Source organism: Ensifer sp. LC11, from assembly GCF_001695835.1.
GTDB lineage: Bacteria > Pseudomonadota > Alphaproteobacteria > Rhizobiales > Rhizobiaceae > Ensifer.
In genome coordinates this window covers 36,674-52,694 of sequence record NZ_MBSO01000017.1, presented here as the reverse complement: position 1 = coordinate 52,694, position 16,021 = coordinate 36,674, and the positions used below count along the sequence as shown (strand labels likewise).

The 16,021-nt window shown below is 62.8% G+C and carries 18 protein-coding genes and 1 pseudogene; 14 read left to right on the top strand and 5 right to left on the bottom strand.

What is annotated here, in order from left to right; all coding sequences use genetic code 11:
* Positions 1-33 precede the first annotated feature (33 nt).
* Together BBX50_RS13940 and BBX50_RS13935 are read left to right on the top strand one after the other, a co-directional pair.
* The gene (locus BBX50_RS13940; protein WP_065775924.1) at positions 34-1,023 is read left to right on the top strand and encodes a magnesium transporter CorA family protein; all 990 of its coding nucleotides are present in this window, start codon (positions 34-36) and stop codon (positions 1,021-1,023) included.
* Positions 1,024-1,096: 73 nt separating this feature from the next.
* Positions 1,097-2,182 carry a DUF1513 domain-containing protein gene (locus BBX50_RS13935; RefSeq protein WP_065775923.1) on the top strand — a complete coding sequence of 362 codons (1,086 nt, stop codon included), beginning with the start codon at positions 1,097-1,099 and terminating at the stop codon, positions 2,180-2,182.
* 13 nt (positions 2,183-2,195) lie between these two features.
* Here the strand turns inward: BBX50_RS13935 and BBX50_RS13930 are convergent, their stop codons facing one another.
* Complete coding sequence (locus BBX50_RS13930; protein ID WP_065775922.1) at positions 2,196-2,750, bottom strand: GNAT family N-acetyltransferase; 555 nt, start codon at positions 2,748-2,750, stop codon at positions 2,196-2,198.
* 387 nt (positions 2,751-3,137) lie between these two features.
* On the opposite strand from BBX50_RS13930, the gene BBX50_RS13925 reads away from it, so the two are divergent.
* The 3 genes from BBX50_RS13925 to guaA all read left to right on the top strand — a co-directional run bounded on the left by BBX50_RS13925 (position 3,138) and on the right by guaA (position 5,882).
* Positions 3,138-3,590: a PaaI family thioesterase gene (locus BBX50_RS13925; RefSeq protein WP_065775921.1), complete on the top strand. Its 453-nt coding sequence runs from the start codon at positions 3,138-3,140 to the stop codon at positions 3,588-3,590.
* Positions 3,587-4,225, top strand: a complete 639-nt coding sequence (locus BBX50_RS13920; protein WP_065775920.1) for a 5'-methylthioadenosine/S-adenosylhomocysteine nucleosidase — start codon at positions 3,587-3,589, stop codon at positions 4,223-4,225. Before BBX50_RS13925 ends, BBX50_RS13920 begins: the two co-directional genes overlap by 4 nt.
* 94 nt (positions 4,226-4,319) lie before the next feature.
* The gene (gene guaA, locus BBX50_RS13915) at positions 4,320-5,882 is read left to right on the top strand and encodes a glutamine-hydrolyzing GMP synthase (RefSeq protein WP_065775919.1); all 1,563 of its coding nucleotides are present in this window, start codon (positions 4,320-4,322) and stop codon (positions 5,880-5,882) included.
* 96 nt (positions 5,883-5,978) lie between these two features.
* On the opposite strand, the gene BBX50_RS13910 is transcribed toward guaA, so the two are convergent.
* On the bottom strand, positions 5,979-6,425 hold the full coding sequence (locus BBX50_RS13910) for a MarR family transcriptional regulator (RefSeq protein ID WP_065775918.1): 447 nt from the start codon (positions 6,423-6,425) through the stop codon (positions 5,979-5,981).
* 148 nt (positions 6,426-6,573) lie between these two features.
* Here BBX50_RS13910 and BBX50_RS13905 point away from each other — a divergent pair, with 148 nt between their 5' ends.
* Positions 6,574-7,332, top strand: a complete 759-nt coding sequence (locus tag BBX50_RS13905; protein ID WP_065775917.1) for an alpha/beta hydrolase — start codon at positions 6,574-6,576, stop codon at positions 7,330-7,332.
* A 93-nt stretch (positions 7,333-7,425) separates the two neighbouring features.
* Here the strand turns inward: BBX50_RS13905 and BBX50_RS13900 are convergent, their stop codons facing one another.
* A complete protein-coding gene (locus BBX50_RS13900) occupies positions 7,426-8,316 on the bottom strand; it encodes a LysR family transcriptional regulator (RefSeq protein WP_065775916.1) in 891 nt (296 codons plus the stop codon).
* Positions 8,317-8,411: 95 nt separating this feature from the next.
* Between BBX50_RS13900 and BBX50_RS13895 the strand changes: the two genes are divergently transcribed.
* Positions 8,412-9,545, top strand: a complete 1,134-nt coding sequence (locus tag BBX50_RS13895) for an epoxide hydrolase family protein (RefSeq protein WP_065775969.1) — start codon at positions 8,412-8,414, stop codon at positions 9,543-9,545.
* Between the two features lie 33 nt (positions 9,546-9,578).
* Here BBX50_RS13895 and BBX50_RS13890 read toward each other — a convergent pair whose 3' ends face one another.
* Positions 9,579-10,493, bottom strand: coding sequence for a LysR family transcriptional regulator (locus tag BBX50_RS13890; RefSeq protein ID WP_065775915.1), 915 nt, complete (start codon positions 10,491-10,493; stop codon positions 9,579-9,581).
* Between the two features lie 131 nt (positions 10,494-10,624).
* Here BBX50_RS13890 and BBX50_RS30750 point away from each other — a divergent pair, with 131 nt between their 5' ends.
* The 6 genes and pseudogenes from BBX50_RS30750 (at position 10,625) to BBX50_RS13860 (ending at position 14,128) form a co-directional block, all read left to right on the top strand.
* Entirely contained in the window at positions 10,625-10,996 is a 372-nt protein-coding gene (locus BBX50_RS30750; protein ID WP_083213682.1) for an Atu4866 domain-containing protein, read from the top strand.
* A gap of 164 nt (positions 10,997-11,160) precedes the next feature.
* Positions 11,161-11,895: an SDR family oxidoreductase gene (locus tag BBX50_RS13880; RefSeq protein ID WP_065775913.1), complete on the top strand. Its 735-nt coding sequence runs from the start codon at positions 11,161-11,163 to the stop codon at positions 11,893-11,895.
* Between the two features lie 180 nt (positions 11,896-12,075).
* Positions 12,076-12,405: a metalloregulator ArsR/SmtB family transcription factor gene (locus tag BBX50_RS13875; protein WP_065775968.1), complete on the top strand. Its 330-nt coding sequence runs from the start codon at positions 12,076-12,078 to the stop codon at positions 12,403-12,405.
* A pseudogene (locus BBX50_RS13870) lies at positions 12,402-12,868 on the top strand (SRPBCC domain-containing protein). The gene BBX50_RS13875 and the pseudogene BBX50_RS13870 overlap by 4 nt, the downstream one beginning before the upstream one ends.
* A 125-nt stretch (positions 12,869-12,993) precedes the next feature.
* A complete protein-coding gene (locus BBX50_RS13865; RefSeq protein WP_065775912.1) occupies positions 12,994-13,407 on the top strand; it encodes a GFA family protein in 414 nt (137 codons plus the stop codon).
* Positions 13,408-13,546: 139 nt separating this feature from the next.
* Positions 13,547-14,128, top strand: a complete 582-nt coding sequence (locus BBX50_RS13860) for a hypothetical protein (protein WP_139108321.1) — start codon at positions 13,547-13,549, stop codon at positions 14,126-14,128.
* A 29-nt stretch (positions 14,129-14,157) separates the two neighbouring features.
* On the opposite strand, the gene BBX50_RS13855 is transcribed toward BBX50_RS13860, so the two are convergent.
* On the bottom strand, positions 14,158-14,784 hold the full coding sequence (locus BBX50_RS13855; RefSeq protein WP_065775910.1) for a glutathione S-transferase family protein: 627 nt from the start codon (positions 14,782-14,784) through the stop codon (positions 14,158-14,160).
* Between the two features lie 170 nt (positions 14,785-14,954).
* On the opposite strand from BBX50_RS13855, the gene BBX50_RS13850 reads away from it, so the two are divergent.
* A complete protein-coding gene (locus BBX50_RS13850; RefSeq protein ID WP_065775909.1) occupies positions 14,955-16,013 on the top strand; it encodes a succinylglutamate desuccinylase/aspartoacylase family protein in 1,059 nt (352 codons plus the stop codon).
* Positions 16,014-16,021 lie beyond the last annotated feature (8 nt).

Genomic DNA, 16,021 nt, shown 5'->3' with positions numbered 1-16,021 from the left:
GGCGGTCGGATGACTCGCCCTATGGAGCCCAATATGCTGCGCATCTACAAAAGCCAGAACAGCCATCTCGTGCTCGTCGACATGATCGACGGCATTGCATCGCCAGTGCCCGCCATCTGGTATGATCTCTACAATCCATCGGCCGAGGAAACACGCCTTGTCGAGGGCCAGCTCGGCATCGAGATCCCGACCCGCGACGAGATGCAGGAGATCGAGCTTTCCGACCGCCTCTATCAGGAGGACGGCGCCGAATTCATGACGATGACGGCCGCCGCCAAGCTCGACAGCGATTACCCGGTCAAGGTGCCGGTGACCTTCATCCTCAAGGGGGCGACGCTGGTGACGGTCCGCCATGCGGACCCCAAGCCGTTCCAGAATTTCTCCAACCGCATCCAGAAGGCCAACGGCCAGATCTGCGAGAGCGGCGAGCTGGTGATGCTGGGGCTTCTCGAAGCCATCATCGACCGCACCGCAGATGCGCTGGAGCGCGCCGGCAGCGAGGTCGACGCCATCTCGCGCGAAGTGTTCCGCAAGACCAATGCCAGCGCCACCAAGAAGACGCGCGACCTGCAATCGCTGATCGAGCAGATCGGCCAGAAGGGCGACCTTCTGACCGTTATCCGCGAAAGCCTGGTCAGCATCGGGCGGCTGGTCGCCTATCATGTGGCGCTCGAAGGCATGGGGCCGCGCAAGGCTGGAAAGGAAAGCCGTCAGCGGATCAAGCTGATCCAGCGGGACGCGACTTCGCTTGGCGATCACGCGCTGTTTTTGTCGAACAAGATCAACTTCCTGCTCGACGCGACGCTCGGTCTCATCAATCTCGAGCAGAACCAGATCATCAAGATCTTCTCGGTTGCCGCCGTCGTCTTCCTGCCGCCGACGCTGGTCGCTTCGATCTACGGCATGAACTTCGAGGTGATGCCGGAGCTGCAATGGCAGTTCGGCTATCCTGCGGCACTGGTGCTGATGGTGATCTCGGCGATCGTGCCCTATTTCTACTTCAAGCGGCGCGGCTGGCTCTGAGCGCGTCATCCGCCATTCGCAGCCCCGACGGCCTCGTTCGGGACTGCGCGTTTCTAAAGCAAGCGAGGATGGCATGACGGCCACCACGGGACTGATCGACCGACGCAGTTTCCTGACGATGGCGGGCGCGGCCTGGGTGGCGAGCCTCGCACCCGATCGCGCCTTCGCCCTCACGAGGGCGGATGCCGTCTTTGCCTCAGCCTTCATGGCGCCGGACGGAAGCTATGGCGTTGCGACGCTGACGGAGACGGGCGAGATCATCGACCGTGCGACGCTTCCGGCGCGGGCACATGGCATGGCCTATTCGCCCGTCAGCCGCCGGGCGGTCGCCTTCGCCCGCCGGCCCGGCACCTACGCGATGATCCTTTCAACCGACAGCACGGCCGAACCGGTGGTCATCGCCGCGGCCGAGGGTCGGCATTTCTACGGCCATGGCTGCTTCTCGGCTGACGGGCGGCTACTCTACGCGACCGAAAACGACTTTGCCGGCAACCGCGGCATGGTCGGCATCTATGACGGCAGCGACAACTTCACCCGCATCGGCGAATTCCCGACCTACGGCATCGGCCCGCACGACATGACGCTTGCTGCCAACGGACGACTGCTCGCGATTGCCAATGGCGGCATCGAGACCCACCCGGACTTCGGCCGCACCAAGCTCAATCTCGACCATATGGAGCCGAGCCTGACGCTGGTCGACACCAGCACCGGAGCGCTCGTCCAGAAGCATGGGTTGCCTGACGACCTCAGCCGTCTTTCGACGCGCCACGTCGATATCGGCCCGAAGGGCGAGATCTGGTTTGCCTGCCAGTATGAGGGCGCGCGCAACGACCTGCCGCCGCTGGTTGGATCCTTCTCCAAAGGCGAGGACCTGAAGTTCCTGTCGCTGCCCGAGCGGACGACGGAAGCGCTGGCAAACTATGTCGGCGCGATCGCGGTCAATCGCCGCGAAGGGCTTGTTGGACTGACCTCGCCGAAGGGCGGTGTCGCGATGACGCTCGACGCACGGACCGGTGTGGTGCTGAGGCAAGAGCGCGTCGTCGATGCCGCGGGTGTCGCTGCCGCCGACCACGGTTTTGCCGTTTCCTCCTACGATGGTCACTTCAAGCAGCAGAAAAGCCGTGTCACCTGGGACCAGCACATCGTCCGGTTGGTTTAACCCCAAGACGATCTCAGGCCGAGAAGCGGCCCTCGCCGGCAAGCCTTGCGAGATCATTCCAGCGATAGGCGATCTGCTCATGATTTTCGCCGCCGAGGCTGACCTGGCCCTGGCCGACGGCGGTCGCACCCAGATGCTCGTAGAATGCCCTGTTCGGGTTGCTGGAAAGCACCCAGGCAAACAGCGACTTGCCGCCCAGTTCGCGGCAATGGGCCGCAACGCTGCGCACCAGCGCCGAGCCGATGCCCGCCCCTTGAAATTCTTCGAGTACATAGAGCGCATAGAGCTCGCGATCGAAGCGCGGCGGCATCGAGCGGGCCTTTCCATAATTGGCAAAGCCGATCACCCGGTTGCTGCTCATGTCGACCGCGACCATGTGGAAGACGTCGGCGACGCGCATGCGCCGGGCATGTCGCAAGGCCTGTTCCTCAACCGTCATGGCGTCGAGAAAGCCATCGGAAATCAGCCCACGGAAGGTCGATCGCCAGGTATCGACGATAACGGAGGCGATCATCATGATGTCATCAGGGCCGGCCGGCCGGATATCGATGCGTCGGATGGTCTTCATGGCCCCTGATATAGGTGCCGCAGAGCGGCTTCCAAACAGTGTTCGCTGCTGGAAAGCCTGAAAGTCTGTTCTATCTGTGGCAGCGGTGAAAAGAACCATCGTCTACGCGGCCTTCATCGCCACCGTTCTCGGCCTCGGCCTTGTTATGGGCTACACCAACATCCCCGGCGCTCACAAAACCGGCCCTCAATCTGCCCGACTGGATCTTCGCCCCGGTCTGGTCGATCCTCTACGTTCCTGCCCTATCTCGCCTGGGTGGCGTTCGCGACCATGCTCAACGGCTCGATTTTCCTCATGAATTGAACTTGTCGTACCCTGACGGCCATGCCACTGTCCGGCGACGTGCGGGGCAATGGTGCCGCCGAGCGAACAGGGTCTTGTTGACTGATGGACGATATCGATCCCCCGGATTTCCGCAGGCGCATCCGCGAGAGTTTCGCGCGCCAGGCGGCGATGCGCACGATCGGCGCGGAACTGACGCTCGTCGAGCAGGGCACCGTCGAGATCGAGCTGCCCTTCGACGACAAGCTGACGCAGCAGCACGGCTTCCTGCATGCGGGCGTGATCTCGGCGGCAATGGATTCGGCTGGCACCTATGCCGCCTATTCGGTGATCGATCCCGACGCCTCGATCCTGACGATCGAGTTCAAGGTCAACCTGCTGTCGCCCGGACGCGGCGAGCGGTTCCTGTTTCGCGGCGAGGTAACCAAACCCGGTTCGACGATCATCGTCTCGGACGGACGCGGCTACGCGATCCGCTCCGACGGTCCGGCGAAGCTGATCGCCTCGATGACCGGAACGATGATGGTGGTGCGCGGTCGCGAGGGGATCGAAGGATGAGTTTTGGCATCAAGGGCGTCGCCGGGCGCAGGCTTCTCTATGTCATGGCGGTCGATGCCGAATACGGGCCGCACCTCAAGGAGCGTATCCAGCCGCTGATGACCGGCGTCGGGCCGGTCGAGGCAGCCGTCTCGCTGACGCGCACGCTTGCCGAACTCGCAGCGCGACAGTCTCTGCCGGATCTCGTGGTCTCGCTCGGCTCGGCCGGCGCTGCCACACTCGAGCAGACGGAAGTCTACCAGGCCGTTTCCGTCGGCTATCGCGACATGGATGCCTCGCCGCTCGGCTTCGAAAAGGGCAGGACGCCCTTCCTCGACCTGCCGGCGGTGGTGCCGCTGCCGCACAGAATTCCCGGCGTGCCGGAGGCGCGGCTTTCGACCGGCGCCAACATCGTCTCGGGTGCGGCCTACGAGGCGATCGATGCCGACATGGTGGAGATGGAGACCTTCGCGGTTCTGCGCGCCTGCCAGTCCTTCGGCGTTGCCTTGATTGCGCTTCGCGGTATTTCCGACGGCAAGGCGGAACTCAAGCACGTCAGCGACTGGACGGAATATCTGCACGTCATCGACGAGAAGCTTGCTGAAGTGATCGACCGGTTGGAAAATGCGGTTTCGAACGGCGAAATCCGGCTCTGAAACCCCGGAATTGTCGGGGTGCAATTGAATTGTTGCGCTGATGGCGGCCTTTCATTAAAGGCTCGCCATGATCAAGCTTGTTTGAAGGCCCCCAATGACCCAGACAGCCCATCCCGACACCGTCCTCATCGTCGACTTCGGCAGCCAGGTGACGCAGCTCATCGCAAGGCGCGTACGCGAAACCGGTGTCTATTGCGAAATCGTACCGTTCCAGTCGGCGGAAGAAGGCTTCCAACGGTTGAAGCCGAAGGCGGTGATCCTTTCCGGCAGCCCGGCCTCCACGCTCGACATCGGCTCCCCCCGCGCGCCCCAGGTGATCTTCGATTCCGGTCTGCCGGTGTTCGGCATCTGCTACGGCCAGCAGACCATCTGCGCCCAGCTCGGCGGCAAGGTCGAAAGCGGCCATCACCGCGAATTCGGCCGTGCCTTCCTCGAAGTCGAGAAGGACTGCCCGCTGTTTGAGGGCCTCTGGTCTGTCGGCTCGCGCCACCAGGTCTGGATGTCGCATGGCGACCGCGTCACCGCGATCCCCGAGGGCTTCGAGGTCGTGGCGACCTCCGCCAACGCCCCCTTCGCCTTCATCGCCGACGAGAAACGCAAGTACTACGCCGTGCAGTTCCATCCGGAAGTGGTGCACACGCCCGACGGCGCCAAGCTGATTTCCAACTTCGTGCACAAGATCGCCGGCATCAAGGGCGACTGGTCGATGTCGGCCTACCGCGCCAAGGCGGTCGAGGCGATCCGCAGCCAAGTCGGCGACAAGAAGGTCATCTGCGCGCTTTCGGGCGGCGTCGACAGCTCGGTCGCAGCGCTGCTCATCCACGAGGCCGTCGGCGACCAGCTCACCTGCATCCTCGTCGACCACGGCCTGATGCGCAAGGATGAGGCGAAGAACGTCGTTGCGATGTTCGAGGAACACTACAACCTGCACCTCCTGCACATCGACGCCTCCGACCGCTTCATCGGCGAACTCGAAGGCCAAAGCGATCCGGAGACCAAGCGCAAGATCATCGGCCGCCTGTTCATCGAAGTGTTCGAGGAAGAGGCAAAGAAGCTCGGCGGCGCCGACTTCCTTGCCCAGGGCACGCTCTACCCCGACGTCATTGAAAGCGTCTCGTTTACCGGCGGCCCGTCGGTGACGATCAAGTCGCACCACAATGTCGGCGGCCTGCCGGAGCGCATGAACATGCAGCTCGTCGAGCCGCTGCGCGAACTGTTCAAGGACGAGGTCCGCGTGCTCGGCCGCGAGCTCGGCCTGCCAGACAGCTTCATCGGCCGCCACCCCTTCCCGGGTCCGGGCCTTGCCATCCGCTGCCCGGGCGGCATCAGCCGCGAGAAGCTCGAAATCCTGCGCGAAGCCGATGCGATCTATCTCGACGAGATCCGCAAGGCGGGCCTCTACGACGCCATCTGGCAAGCCTTTGCCGTGCTTCTGCCGGTACAGACCGTCGGCGTCATGGGCGATGGCCGCACCTATGAATTCGTCTGTGCGCTCCGCGCCGTCACCTCGGTCGACGGCATGACGGCCGACTTCTACCACTACGACATGGAATTCCTCGGCCGTGCGGCGACGCGCATCATCAACGAGGTCCGCGGCATCAATCGCGTCGTCTACGACGTCACCTCGAAGCCGCCGGGCACCATCGAGTGGGAATAGGCGCGGACGCGTTTCCGGCGTCAGCGATAGAAATTAAAGGGCGTGCTTCGGCGCGCCCTTTTTTGCTTTCGGCCACCGCCGCCTGGAAATGCGGCGTTACTTCACTGCCACCCGCATGCCCTCGCGCAGTTTGCGAACCCGCTCGTTGAGATCGATCATCTCCGGCACCGTGAAGCCTGAATGCTCAAGCAGGGAGTCGGTCAGGCAGCCGGTCTTGATGTGGAGATCGCGACCTTTCGCGGTGAGATGGACTTCCACCTGCCGCTCATCCGTGACGCTGCGATGTCGACCGAGAAAACCTGCAGCCTCAAGTCTTTTGACGGCCGGCGTGATCGTGCTCGATTCCAGGCTCAGCCGATCGGCGATCGCCGAGATCGTCAGGCCGTCCTTCTCCCAGAGCGTGCTGAGCACGAGATACTGCGTATAGGTCACGCCCAGGGCGTCAAGCATGGGCTTGTAGACACGGTTGATGGCGATCGACGCCGAATAGATCGAGAAACAGAGCTGGCTGTCCAGCGGCAGGGTCGTGGGGTCGTCGCTCATCGTGGGCTCCGGAAGGGTTGCGTGCTCTGCTCCGCGAAAATCAATATCGCGATAAAAAGTATCTTTACAACAAAATCGAGTCGGCGTACATGATGATTATCGCGATAACAATTTTCGCGAAAACAAATTCAACTCAAGGAGACCCGAAATGATCAAGACCCTCATTACCGCCGCCGCATTCGCACTTTCCGCAAGCGCACTCACTCCGGCCCAGGCCGCCCCTGCCGCCAAGAATGTCGTTCTCGTCCACGGCGGCTTCGTTGATGGTTCCGGCTGGCAGGGCGTCTACAACATCCTCAAGAAGGATGGTTACAACGTCACCATCGTCCAGAACCCGACCCTTACGCTTGCCGGCGACGTCGCCGTCACAAAGCGTGCGATCGCCGCACAGGATGGCCCGGTCGTACTCGTCGGCCACTCCTATGGCGGCGTGGTCGTTTCGGAAGCCGGCACCGACCAAAAGGTGAAGTCCGTGGTCTACATCGCTGCCTTCGCACCGGATAAGGGCGAGTCGGTTTCCACGCTCATCGCCAACCCGCCCGCCGGTGCACCGGTTCCGCCGATCCTGCCGCCGGTCGATGGTTTCCTGGCGCTCGACAAAGCGAAGTTCGCCGCCGCGTTTGCAGCCGACGTCGATCCCGAGCTTGCCGCCTTCATGGCCGACTCGCAGGTTCCGTGGGGTGTCGAAGCGGCAGCCGGTGCCGTCACCACTCCGGCCTGGAAGGAAAAGCCGAGCTTCTATCTCGTCGCCACCGACGACCACATGATCCCGCCGGCCGCTCAGCGCCTGATGGCAAAGCGTGCAGGCTCGACCGTCGTCGAGACCGCCGGCAGCCACGCCGTCTATGTCTCGAAGCCCGACGCCGTCGCCGCCCTGATCGAACAGGCGGCTCAAGCAAGCGAATAAGCGCAAGCAAAGATCACAGTTGAAAACAGAGTGGCGGGCCCTGGTGCTCGCCCCTTTCTCGGTTGAAACCGCTAAAGAGCCGAGCGTTCCGAGCTAGCTGTTCACATAGGACCGCAAACCCATTGCGAGATAATCGAAAACCAGGCGGCACTGGGGAACGTTCTTCTGATCCTCATGCATGCACAGCCACATGCCAATCTTGGGAGAAAAGACCGCGGGAAGTACTGGCGTAAGCCCCTCTCGCCGGGCGAGCGGGCCGTGGCACACGCCGATCCCGCAACCGGAACGGATTGCCGCGAACTGTCCGGTATCACTGTCGGTGCGGTAGGAGAAACGCTCCCGCGTCACAGGTCGCCCCTGCAGCTGGAATGTGCGCGTGTAGGAAAGCGGGATATCGAAGCCGACGATGGCATGCGCGTCGAGAAGCTCTTCCACGCTTTGCGGCGCCGGACGCGTCTTCAAATAGGCCGTAGCGGCAAACAGGCCGAGGTCCACGTCGCCGATGCGCCTTGCCAACAGGGCGTCCTGCTGCGGTTGCGCCATGCGGATTGCGATATCGGCATCGCGGCGCAACAGATCTTCCAGGCGATTGCTGACAGCCAGTTCCACGACGATCCCCGGATGGTCGCACTGCAACCCTGCCAGAACAGGGGCAACGACTTCCGCCGCTACGATTTCACTGGTCGCGATCCGTACCGTTCCGACGTCGTCCGCCGGAAGTCCGGAGGCGGCTCGCAACAGGGCGTCGGCCGCGGCTGCGAGTTCTTCAGCCCGGGGACGCAGCATCTTTGCCGCGCTGGTCGGAATGAGCCCGTCGGGAGACCGGGTAAAGAGCCTGTGACCGAGCGCCTCTTCAAGCGCCGCGATGTGACGACCAAGCGTCGGTTGGCTCACGCCGAGCACACGGCCGGCGCCCGACAGCGACCCCTCTCTCAGGACAGCGAGGAATGAACGATAAAGCGACCAGTCAGGCGAGACTACCATTCAAACATGAATAGCTGATCGCCAATGACATGCAATTTCTTTTCTCCCTTATGAAGGGCAAGCTCCGGCTCGACAGAATGACGAGAAGGACAAACATGAACATCGCCCCTCCGGTAGCCTTTCAGGTCGACATACCGCAAGACGTGCTCACTGACCTGCAAAACCGCCTCAGACAAAGCCGCATCAGCAGCGTTCTGACAAAGCCATCGACGAACCTTGGCGTTTCGACCGAGCGTTTGAACGAGATTGTCCAGCACTGGATTTCGTTCGATTGGAGAAAAGCCGAGACAGCCATCAACGCCGTGCCGGCGTTCAAGGCGGAGATCGACGGCGTCGACGTCCACTTCCTCCATCTGCGCGGACAGGGACGAAGCAGCGTTCCAATCATCCTGACGAATGGCTGGCCGAGTTGTTTCCTGGAGCTGATGCCGCTCATTCCGCTCCTTACGCAGGACATCGATGGCCTTTCGTTCGATGTCGTCGTTCCGTCATTGCCCGGTTACGGATTTTCCGGACTTCCAGAGGGACCCGGTCTGAACATCACCCGCATCGCCGCCCTGTGGGCCGCACTGATGAAGAAACTCGGCTACACCCGCTTCCTCGCGCATGGCAGCGACATGGGCGCCGGCGTGGTGGAGCGATTGCGGGCAAACCACGCGGCCCAGGTGCTCGGCATCCATATGGTCAACGTGAACTGGTTCTATCCGCGGCCGCACGACATCACCGCAGAGGAGGAAGCCTATCTCCAGGCCGCCCATCGCTGGCAGGCGCAGGAGGGTGCCTATGCCATGCTGCATGCCAGCAAACCGCAGACGCTTGCCGCCGCCCTGCTGGATTCGCCGGCCGGCCTCGCCGCATGGATCGCCGAGAAGCTCGACGCCTGGTCTGATCGCACCGAGCCTAGCGGCGCTCTGTCACTTGACGTCATCTGCACCCTGCTCACGATCTATTGGGCGACGGGCACGATCGGACCGTCGATGTATCTCTACTATGAAGCGTTCGCCGATGCAGGCGTGATGCTGCCGCCGCCAAAACAGGGTGCACCGGTTGCCGTCGCCGTTTTTCCTGCGGATATCCTGCCGGCACCTCGATCCTGGGGCGAGCGATGGTACGAGGTGACGCGATGGACGGAAATGCCACGCGGCGGACACTTTCCGGGATTCGAGCAGCCAGAACTTCTGGCAAGTGATCTGCGCGCTTTTGTCAAGGATCTGGGCATTCATGGCTGACACTGGCCGCGTTGCGCCACGGCTGGGCCGCCACTAAGGCGCCGTCGGGCCGTGCCGCCGGTTCCACTGCCGCAGATGCTCGACGAGCGCACGCAGCTTTGGCGGCTGCTGCTGCCGGCGCGGATAGTAGAGATAGAAGCCGGGGAACGGCGGGCAAAACGCCTCCAGAAGCGGCGTCAGCTCGCCTTTCTCGATGTAGGTCTGAAAAGTCTCGCGCATGCCGAAGGTGATGCCAGCGCCGGAACAGGCGAGGCGGATCATCGTGCTCATGTCGTTGGTCGTCACGCGCGGTTCGACCGAAACGTCGAAGTCGCGGCCGAACTCGGTAAACTCCCATCGATAGGGCGCAATGTCCGGCCTCGCCCGCCAGCCGATGCAAGTGTGCGAAAGCAGGTCGCGCGGATGCTGAGGAATGCCGCGTCGCGCCAGATAATGTTCAGACGCCACGGCCACCTGCTGCTGCTCCGCCGACACCGGAATGGCGATCATATCCTTTTCGACCACCTCGCCGAGCCGGACGCCGGCGTCGAAGCCTTCGCGCACAATGTCGTACTCCTCATCGGTAACCGTGAGATCGACGCTGATGTCGGGATAGTCCTCGATGAACGCGGTCAGCGCCGGGCCTGACAGGAAGCTCTCGGCGATCGAGGAGACACTGAGACGAAGCAGGCCCCTTGGGCGCGCGCGGAGTTCCTGCACAGTCCGTAAGGCGGTCACGAGATCCGTGAGCGCAGGCCGCGCGCTGGCATAGAGCTGCTCGCCGGCTTCCGTCAGCCGGACGCTTCGCGTGGTGCGCTGGACGAGCGCCACGCCCAAGCGATCCTCCAGCCGCTGCAAGCCCTGGCTGACGGCTGAACGGGTCACGCCAAGCCGCTCCCCCGCGAGCCGGAAACTGCGCGCTTCCGCGACTGCGATGAACGTGGACATTCCTTCGAGAGCATCGGTCATTGGTTAGCAATACTAACCACGTCATCTTCGATTGGCAACTTTATCGATCATATCCGGTTTTCTATCTTTCCTCTCACCGGGCGAAACAAACCATCGGGATCGACGCCTGCGCAAAGCGAATGGAGACAGAAATGGCAGTGTTCCCTTCCCGTCACGTCGCCGGGTTCTCGCTCGCCGCCATGGTCGCCTGCGGCGTGGCCGTTGCGGCTTCAGGTGATGCGCGACCCGGTGAGAAAACCCGACTGACGAAAGGCGAAAGCGAAATGGCAGAGCATCCTTATGTGGGAATGTGGGTGACCGATGACGGTCATGTGCGTCACGAGCTGCTGGCGAATGGACGCTACGACGAAGCGCGAGGCGATCGGGAGAGTGCCTATCAGGGGCGTTACGCGGTCAACGGGACACACATCGACTATTGGGACGATACCGGCTTCACGGCGGACGGGGTCTTTGTGGACCGCAACACCTTGCATCATGGCGGCATGATCCTTCGCCGTCGCTGAACCGAGATCCCTCGCGGCCAGCCGGATAGCCGCAACAGCCATCCATCGGAAGACCGGTACCTTACCGGCAACGACCCAACCCTTTGCAGAGCAGCGCCCACGGACGTTCGCAGCACCGGCGGAACTGCTGCTGCCGCAAACCGATCTATCCTAAGGAGAAAACGATGAGCAGTGTAAGAGACAAAGTCGTGGCGATCACCGGCGCAAGCAGCGGCATTGGCGAGGCCACCGCCAGGATGCTGGCAGCCGGCGGAGCCAAGGTCGTCATCGGCGCGCGCCGCGCCGGCCGGCTGGAGCGCATCGCCGCCGCAATTGCCGCCACCGGCGGCGAGGTGCGCTTTCGCACGCTCGACGTCACCAAGCGCGACGAGATGGTCGCCTTTGCCCGGTTCGCCGAGACCGAGTACGGGCGGCTGGATGTGATTGTCAACAACGCCGGCGTCATGCCGCTGTCCCCGCTGGCGGCACTGAAGGTTGAGGAATGGGACCGGATGATCGACGTCAACATCAAGGGCGTTCTGTACGGAATAGCGGCCGCGCTCCCGATCATGAACGCGCAGGGTTCGGGCCAGATCATCAACGTGTCTTCGATCGGCGGCCATTCCGTTTCACCGACAGCCGCAGTTTATTGCGCCACCAAGTTCGCCGTCCGCGCGATTTCGGACGGCCTGCGGCAGGAAACCGATCGCATCCGCGTTACCGTCATCTCGCCCGGAACGACGACGTCCGAACTTGCGGACACCATCAGCGATCCGATTGCCAAAGACGCAATGAAGGCCTGGCGCGCAATCTGTATCAGCCCGGACGCCATCGCCTCCTCGATCGCCTACGCCATCGGCCAGCCCGAGGATGTCGACGTCAGCGAGATCGTCGTTCGCCCGACGGCAAGTCCGCATTGAGACGAATGCGATGGCGAGGCGGGCGGCGCGCAAGGCAGCCGCCCGTCCTGGGCGCATCGATGTTTCGGGGCATGCCTCTCTGGCATGCCCTTCTTCATTTTCGATAGCGCCTCCGCATGCGTGCGGCCAAAATCAATAGCATTGACTAATCAATTAGTATCGACTATTGATTTTTACATGATGATCGAAACCGCCCCCATCACGACAGTCATGCGCGCCCTTTCCGATCCGACCCGACGGGCCGTGTTTGAGCGCATCGCCAGCGCCAACGAAATCACCGTGGTCGAACTGACCCGCGGCAGTGGGGTGACGCAGGGTGCGATTTCCCAGCACCTCAAGTCACTCAAGCAGGCCGGGCTGGTCGCCGAACGCCCGGAGGGACGGAACGTCTATTACCGCGCCGAGCCCGAGGGGCTGGCGCCTCTCGTCGACTGGATGAGCCACTATGGCAGCTTCTGGCGCGACCGCTTTGCCAATCTGCGCAATCTTCTCAAGGAGATCGATCCATGACCGACGCAGCAGCCTTGAAAATCGAGACACAGGACATCGTCATCGACGAGGTGTTGCCGCATGCACCCGAGACGATCTGGAAGACCTTGACCAATGGCGACCTAATGGGTCGCTGGATCATGCCGCCGACAGGCTTTGCACCCGTCGAGGGCACCCGCTTCACCTTCCAGACGACGCCGGCCGGCGCCTGGGATGGGACAATCCAATGCCGGGTGGTGGAGGTACGCCCCAACGAGCGCTTTGCCTATTCCTGGAAGGGGGGAGATGAGGGCAATATCGGCTACGGCTCCCGTCTCGACACGGTGTCACCTGGACGCTCACCAAGGTCGACAACGGCACGCGCCTTCGTCTCGTTCATTCCGGCTTCGTTGTGCCGAAGAACGACACGGCGTTCAGCAACATGAGCAACGGCTGGCCGAAGGTCCTGTCGCGCCTCGGCGCCGTCACCGACGAAGAGAACTAAGGCCAGAGCCGGATCGTCGTTTCGACGGTCCGGCAGCCACCAACACCGAAACAATCGAAGAGAACTGTCGCCGCCGCGCATCGCGACGCGTGCAGGCCTTGCTGTGCCAGAAACCGGAGGCAGATATGAGCAAGCCCTATATCGGTGGATGCGCCTGCGGCGCTATCCGCTACGAAATTTCAGGAGAACCGGTGTTCTCGAACGATTGCCAATGCCGCGACTGCCAGCACGAGAGCGGCACCGGACATGGCTCGCATATGACATTCCGCCGCGACGGCGTGAAACTCGAAGGTGAAGCGACGCTCTGGGACATGGTCGCCGACAGCGGCAAAGTGAAGACCCGCGGCTTCTGCCCTACCTGCGGCTCGCCCGTCTACATGACCTTCGCGGCCATGCCCGAATTCTTCACCATACGCGCGGCAAGCCTTGACGATCCAAGTCGCTACCGACCTCAGGTCGTGACCTACACCGCCCGCGGGCATGATTGGGACCGCCTCGATCCGGCCCTTGCGAAGTTCGAGACGATGCCGCCGATGTGAGAGCGCTGTAACGCCCTTGCGGCGCCGGTACTCGCCTCCCGCGAGCCTTGGCGCGGCCCGCCTGCATTCCCATCTCTGGTCGACGTACAACTGAAGTGCTGCGGTGGCGCGGTCACTTTGACTTGCGATGGAGAATGGCGTGTCTTCGGGCCAACTCGCTTTTGACCTCGGCGCCCCAGGCCGGGCGCCTGTAATCGACATCCTCTACTTCTCATTGCTGCCGGACAGAGAAGTCGCAAGGCGGGCGATGACGATTGCAGAACGAGACTTCGCCGACCAGGCCGTCTCCGGCTTCCTCTATATGCCCGACCGATTGCACCTATCCGTCGACAAGCGCTGGGAGGGAAGCGGCCTCCCCGACCTTGCCGTCGACGATGCGCTGAGACGCGGTGCGCGCGTGGATCTTCCGCCCGTTGCGATCGAGCTTGATAGACTGGAAAGCAACGGCAACGGCACGGACCGGCCGCGCGTTCTGACGACGCACGCGGCATCGCCTGGGTTCAGTGCGCTGGTCCGGCAGGTCACTGGCTTGAACCGCCCTCTAATGGCTGTTCCCCATATGACGCTGTACCGTGCCGTCAGGGCCGCGCCCGCGATCAGCCTTCCTGATCCCATTACCTTTACCGCACGCGAACTCGTGCTGATCCATGCGCGTAAGGGAACGGGCACCTGGAGGATCCTCAAGCGTTGGCCGCTTGCGGCGCCTGTTCACGTTGACTGAGGCGCATCTGCTTGCCGGTTGCGGCAGCCTCACGCCGGCGGGATGAACGGCTGGCTGATCGTCTGGAACACGGGCAGCGCCTCCAGCGTCTCCGCATGCGCCTGCAAGTGCGGATAGTTCGCGATGGTGACCAGACTTGCGTGCACGTCATGCAGGAAGCGAAGAACGACCGCGACGGCGATGTCGGCATGGCCGATGCGGTCGCCGAACCAATACTTGCTCGCGCCTTGCGAGCGGCTTGCTTCGAGCACGCCAAGCGTCTCCTCGATCTGGCGGCGGCAGCGGTCGACCCAAAGGACCGAGACCTCGCCATGTAACCGATTCTCGTAGAACAGGCTGACGGCCTTGTCGCCGAGCCCCGTGGCAAGCGTGGCGATCCTCAGCGCCCGATGGCGCTCCGGTTCGGATCGCGGAAACATGACTTGCTCGTCGGATACGAGGCTATCGAGATAGTCGAGGATGATGTGGCTGTCGGTCAAGGCAAGCCCGTCATCCAGGACCAGGGTCGGCACACGCGTCAGCGGGTTATAGGCCCGAATCTCATCGGCGTTGCCGAAGGAAGACCAGGGACGATGCTCGAACGCAATGCCGTAAAGGGTTAGGGCAATGCCCACCCGACGGACGAAGGGAGAGTCATATTGGCCGATCAGGATCATGTGCCGTCTCCTGCCTGTGCTGGCGGTTTCAAAGAACAATAGGCCCGACCCGGATGTCAAAGCCAGAGCGACAGCTGCGCAATCTGATGTGCTACCCCAGTTCTTAGCGACTTGCAGAGCGCAGCCGGAATGCCGATAAGCGCCACCAATAAACGATACGGGAGGAGCCCATGGATATTTCCGAAATCATCATCGCCGGCGATACGGCCGGCATCGAATGGCGTCTACCGGTCTTCCGCTTCAAGGGCAGAAATGCCGCGGCACCGAAGACCTACATCCAGGCGGCACTGCATGCCAACGAACTGCCGGGCACGGCGCTGGCACACTTCCTGCTTGAAAAACTGCAGCAGGCGGAAAAGAACGGCGGCATCCTCGGCGACATCACCGTCGTGCCCCAGGCAAACCCGATCGGCACGGCGCAATCGCATTTCGGCGAGTTGCAGGGCCGGTTCGATCTCGGATCCCGCACCAACTTCAACCGCGACTTCCCGCTGATTTCGCTCGCCGACCGCGACAGCCTGATCGACGATCTCGACCGCCATTCGGCGACCGACCGGCTAAAGCGGCAGCTGCTGCACGTGGCGCTCGGCGCCGACCTGATGCTGGATCTCCATTGCGACGACGAGGCACTGCAATACGCCTATATCGACGACGCCTTCTGGCCGGAAGCAGGCGACCTCGCCTCGGCGCTCGACATGGAGGCGGTGTTCCTTTCGGACGGTGAAAGCTCCGCCTTCGAGGAGGCCGTCGCCTACGCCTGGAAATACGAAACCGGGCAGAAGAAAACCCGGCTTCCCGGTCGCCTGTCGGTGACGGTCGAGCTGCGCGGCACGCGCGACGTCTATCCGGAACTTGCCAGCAAGGACGCCGAAGGCGTGTTCCGCTTCCTCGTGGCGCGCGGTGCCATCTCCGGCGACACCGATGCGCTCGCCCCATTTGCAGGCGTCATCGCGCCGCTCGACAATATCGAGATGATCCGGGCGCCCGAAGCCGGCGCCATCCTGTTCCATCGCGACATCGGCGAGAGGGTGAGGGCCGGCGACCTGCTGGCCACCATTCTTGCGCGTCCCGGCCAGACCAATGGCGCGCTCGAAGTGCGCGCGCCGCAGGACGGGCTGATCGTCACCCGTGTCTCAACCCGTCTTGCGCGCCGTCGCTCGGACCTGATGAAGATCGCCTGTGCCCAGCCCTCCGGCGCCGTGCGCAAACCGGGTCCGCTCGAGGCCTAAGACACCCG

Coding starts and splice junctions, on each gene's coding strand:
- BBX50_RS13940 (WP_065775924.1), top strand. CDS start 34: ATGCTGCGCATCTACAAAAGCCAGAACAGCCATCTCGTGCTCGTCGAC.
- BBX50_RS13935 (WP_065775923.1), top strand. CDS start 1,097: ATGACGGCCACCACGGGACTGATCGACCGACGCAGTTTCCTGACGATG.
- BBX50_RS13930 (WP_065775922.1), bottom strand. CDS start 2,750: ATGAAGACCATCCGACGCATCGATATCCGGCCGGCCGGCCCTGATGAC.
- BBX50_RS13925 (WP_065775921.1), top strand. CDS start 3,138: ATGGACGATATCGATCCCCCGGATTTCCGCAGGCGCATCCGCGAGAGT.
- BBX50_RS13920 (WP_065775920.1), top strand. CDS start 3,587: ATGAGTTTTGGCATCAAGGGCGTCGCCGGGCGCAGGCTTCTCTATGTC.
- guaA (WP_065775919.1), top strand. CDS start 4,320: ATGACCCAGACAGCCCATCCCGACACCGTCCTCATCGTCGACTTCGGC.
- BBX50_RS13910 (WP_065775918.1), bottom strand. CDS start 6,425: ATGAGCGACGACCCCACGACCCTGCCGCTGGACAGCCAGCTCTGTTTC.
- BBX50_RS13905 (WP_065775917.1), top strand. CDS start 6,574: ATGATCAAGACCCTCATTACCGCCGCCGCATTCGCACTTTCCGCAAGC.
- BBX50_RS13900 (WP_065775916.1), bottom strand. CDS start 8,316: ATGGTAGTCTCGCCTGACTGGTCGCTTTATCGTTCATTCCTCGCTGTC.
- BBX50_RS13895 (WP_065775969.1), top strand. CDS start 8,412: ATGAACATCGCCCCTCCGGTAGCCTTTCAGGTCGACATACCGCAAGAC.
- BBX50_RS13890 (WP_065775915.1), bottom strand. CDS start 10,493: ATGACCGATGCTCTCGAAGGAATGTCCACGTTCATCGCAGTCGCGGAA.
- BBX50_RS30750 (WP_083213682.1), top strand. CDS start 10,625: ATGGCAGTGTTCCCTTCCCGTCACGTCGCCGGGTTCTCGCTCGCCGCC.
- BBX50_RS13880 (WP_065775913.1), top strand. CDS start 11,161: ATGAGCAGTGTAAGAGACAAAGTCGTGGCGATCACCGGCGCAAGCAGC.
- BBX50_RS13875 (WP_065775968.1), top strand. CDS start 12,076: ATGATCGAAACCGCCCCCATCACGACAGTCATGCGCGCCCTTTCCGAT.
- BBX50_RS13865 (WP_065775912.1), top strand. CDS start 12,994: ATGAGCAAGCCCTATATCGGTGGATGCGCCTGCGGCGCTATCCGCTAC.
- BBX50_RS13855 (WP_065775910.1), bottom strand. CDS start 14,784: ATGATCCTGATCGGCCAATATGACTCTCCCTTCGTCCGTCGGGTGGGC.
- BBX50_RS13850 (WP_065775909.1), top strand. CDS start 14,955: ATGGATATTTCCGAAATCATCATCGCCGGCGATACGGCCGGCATCGAA.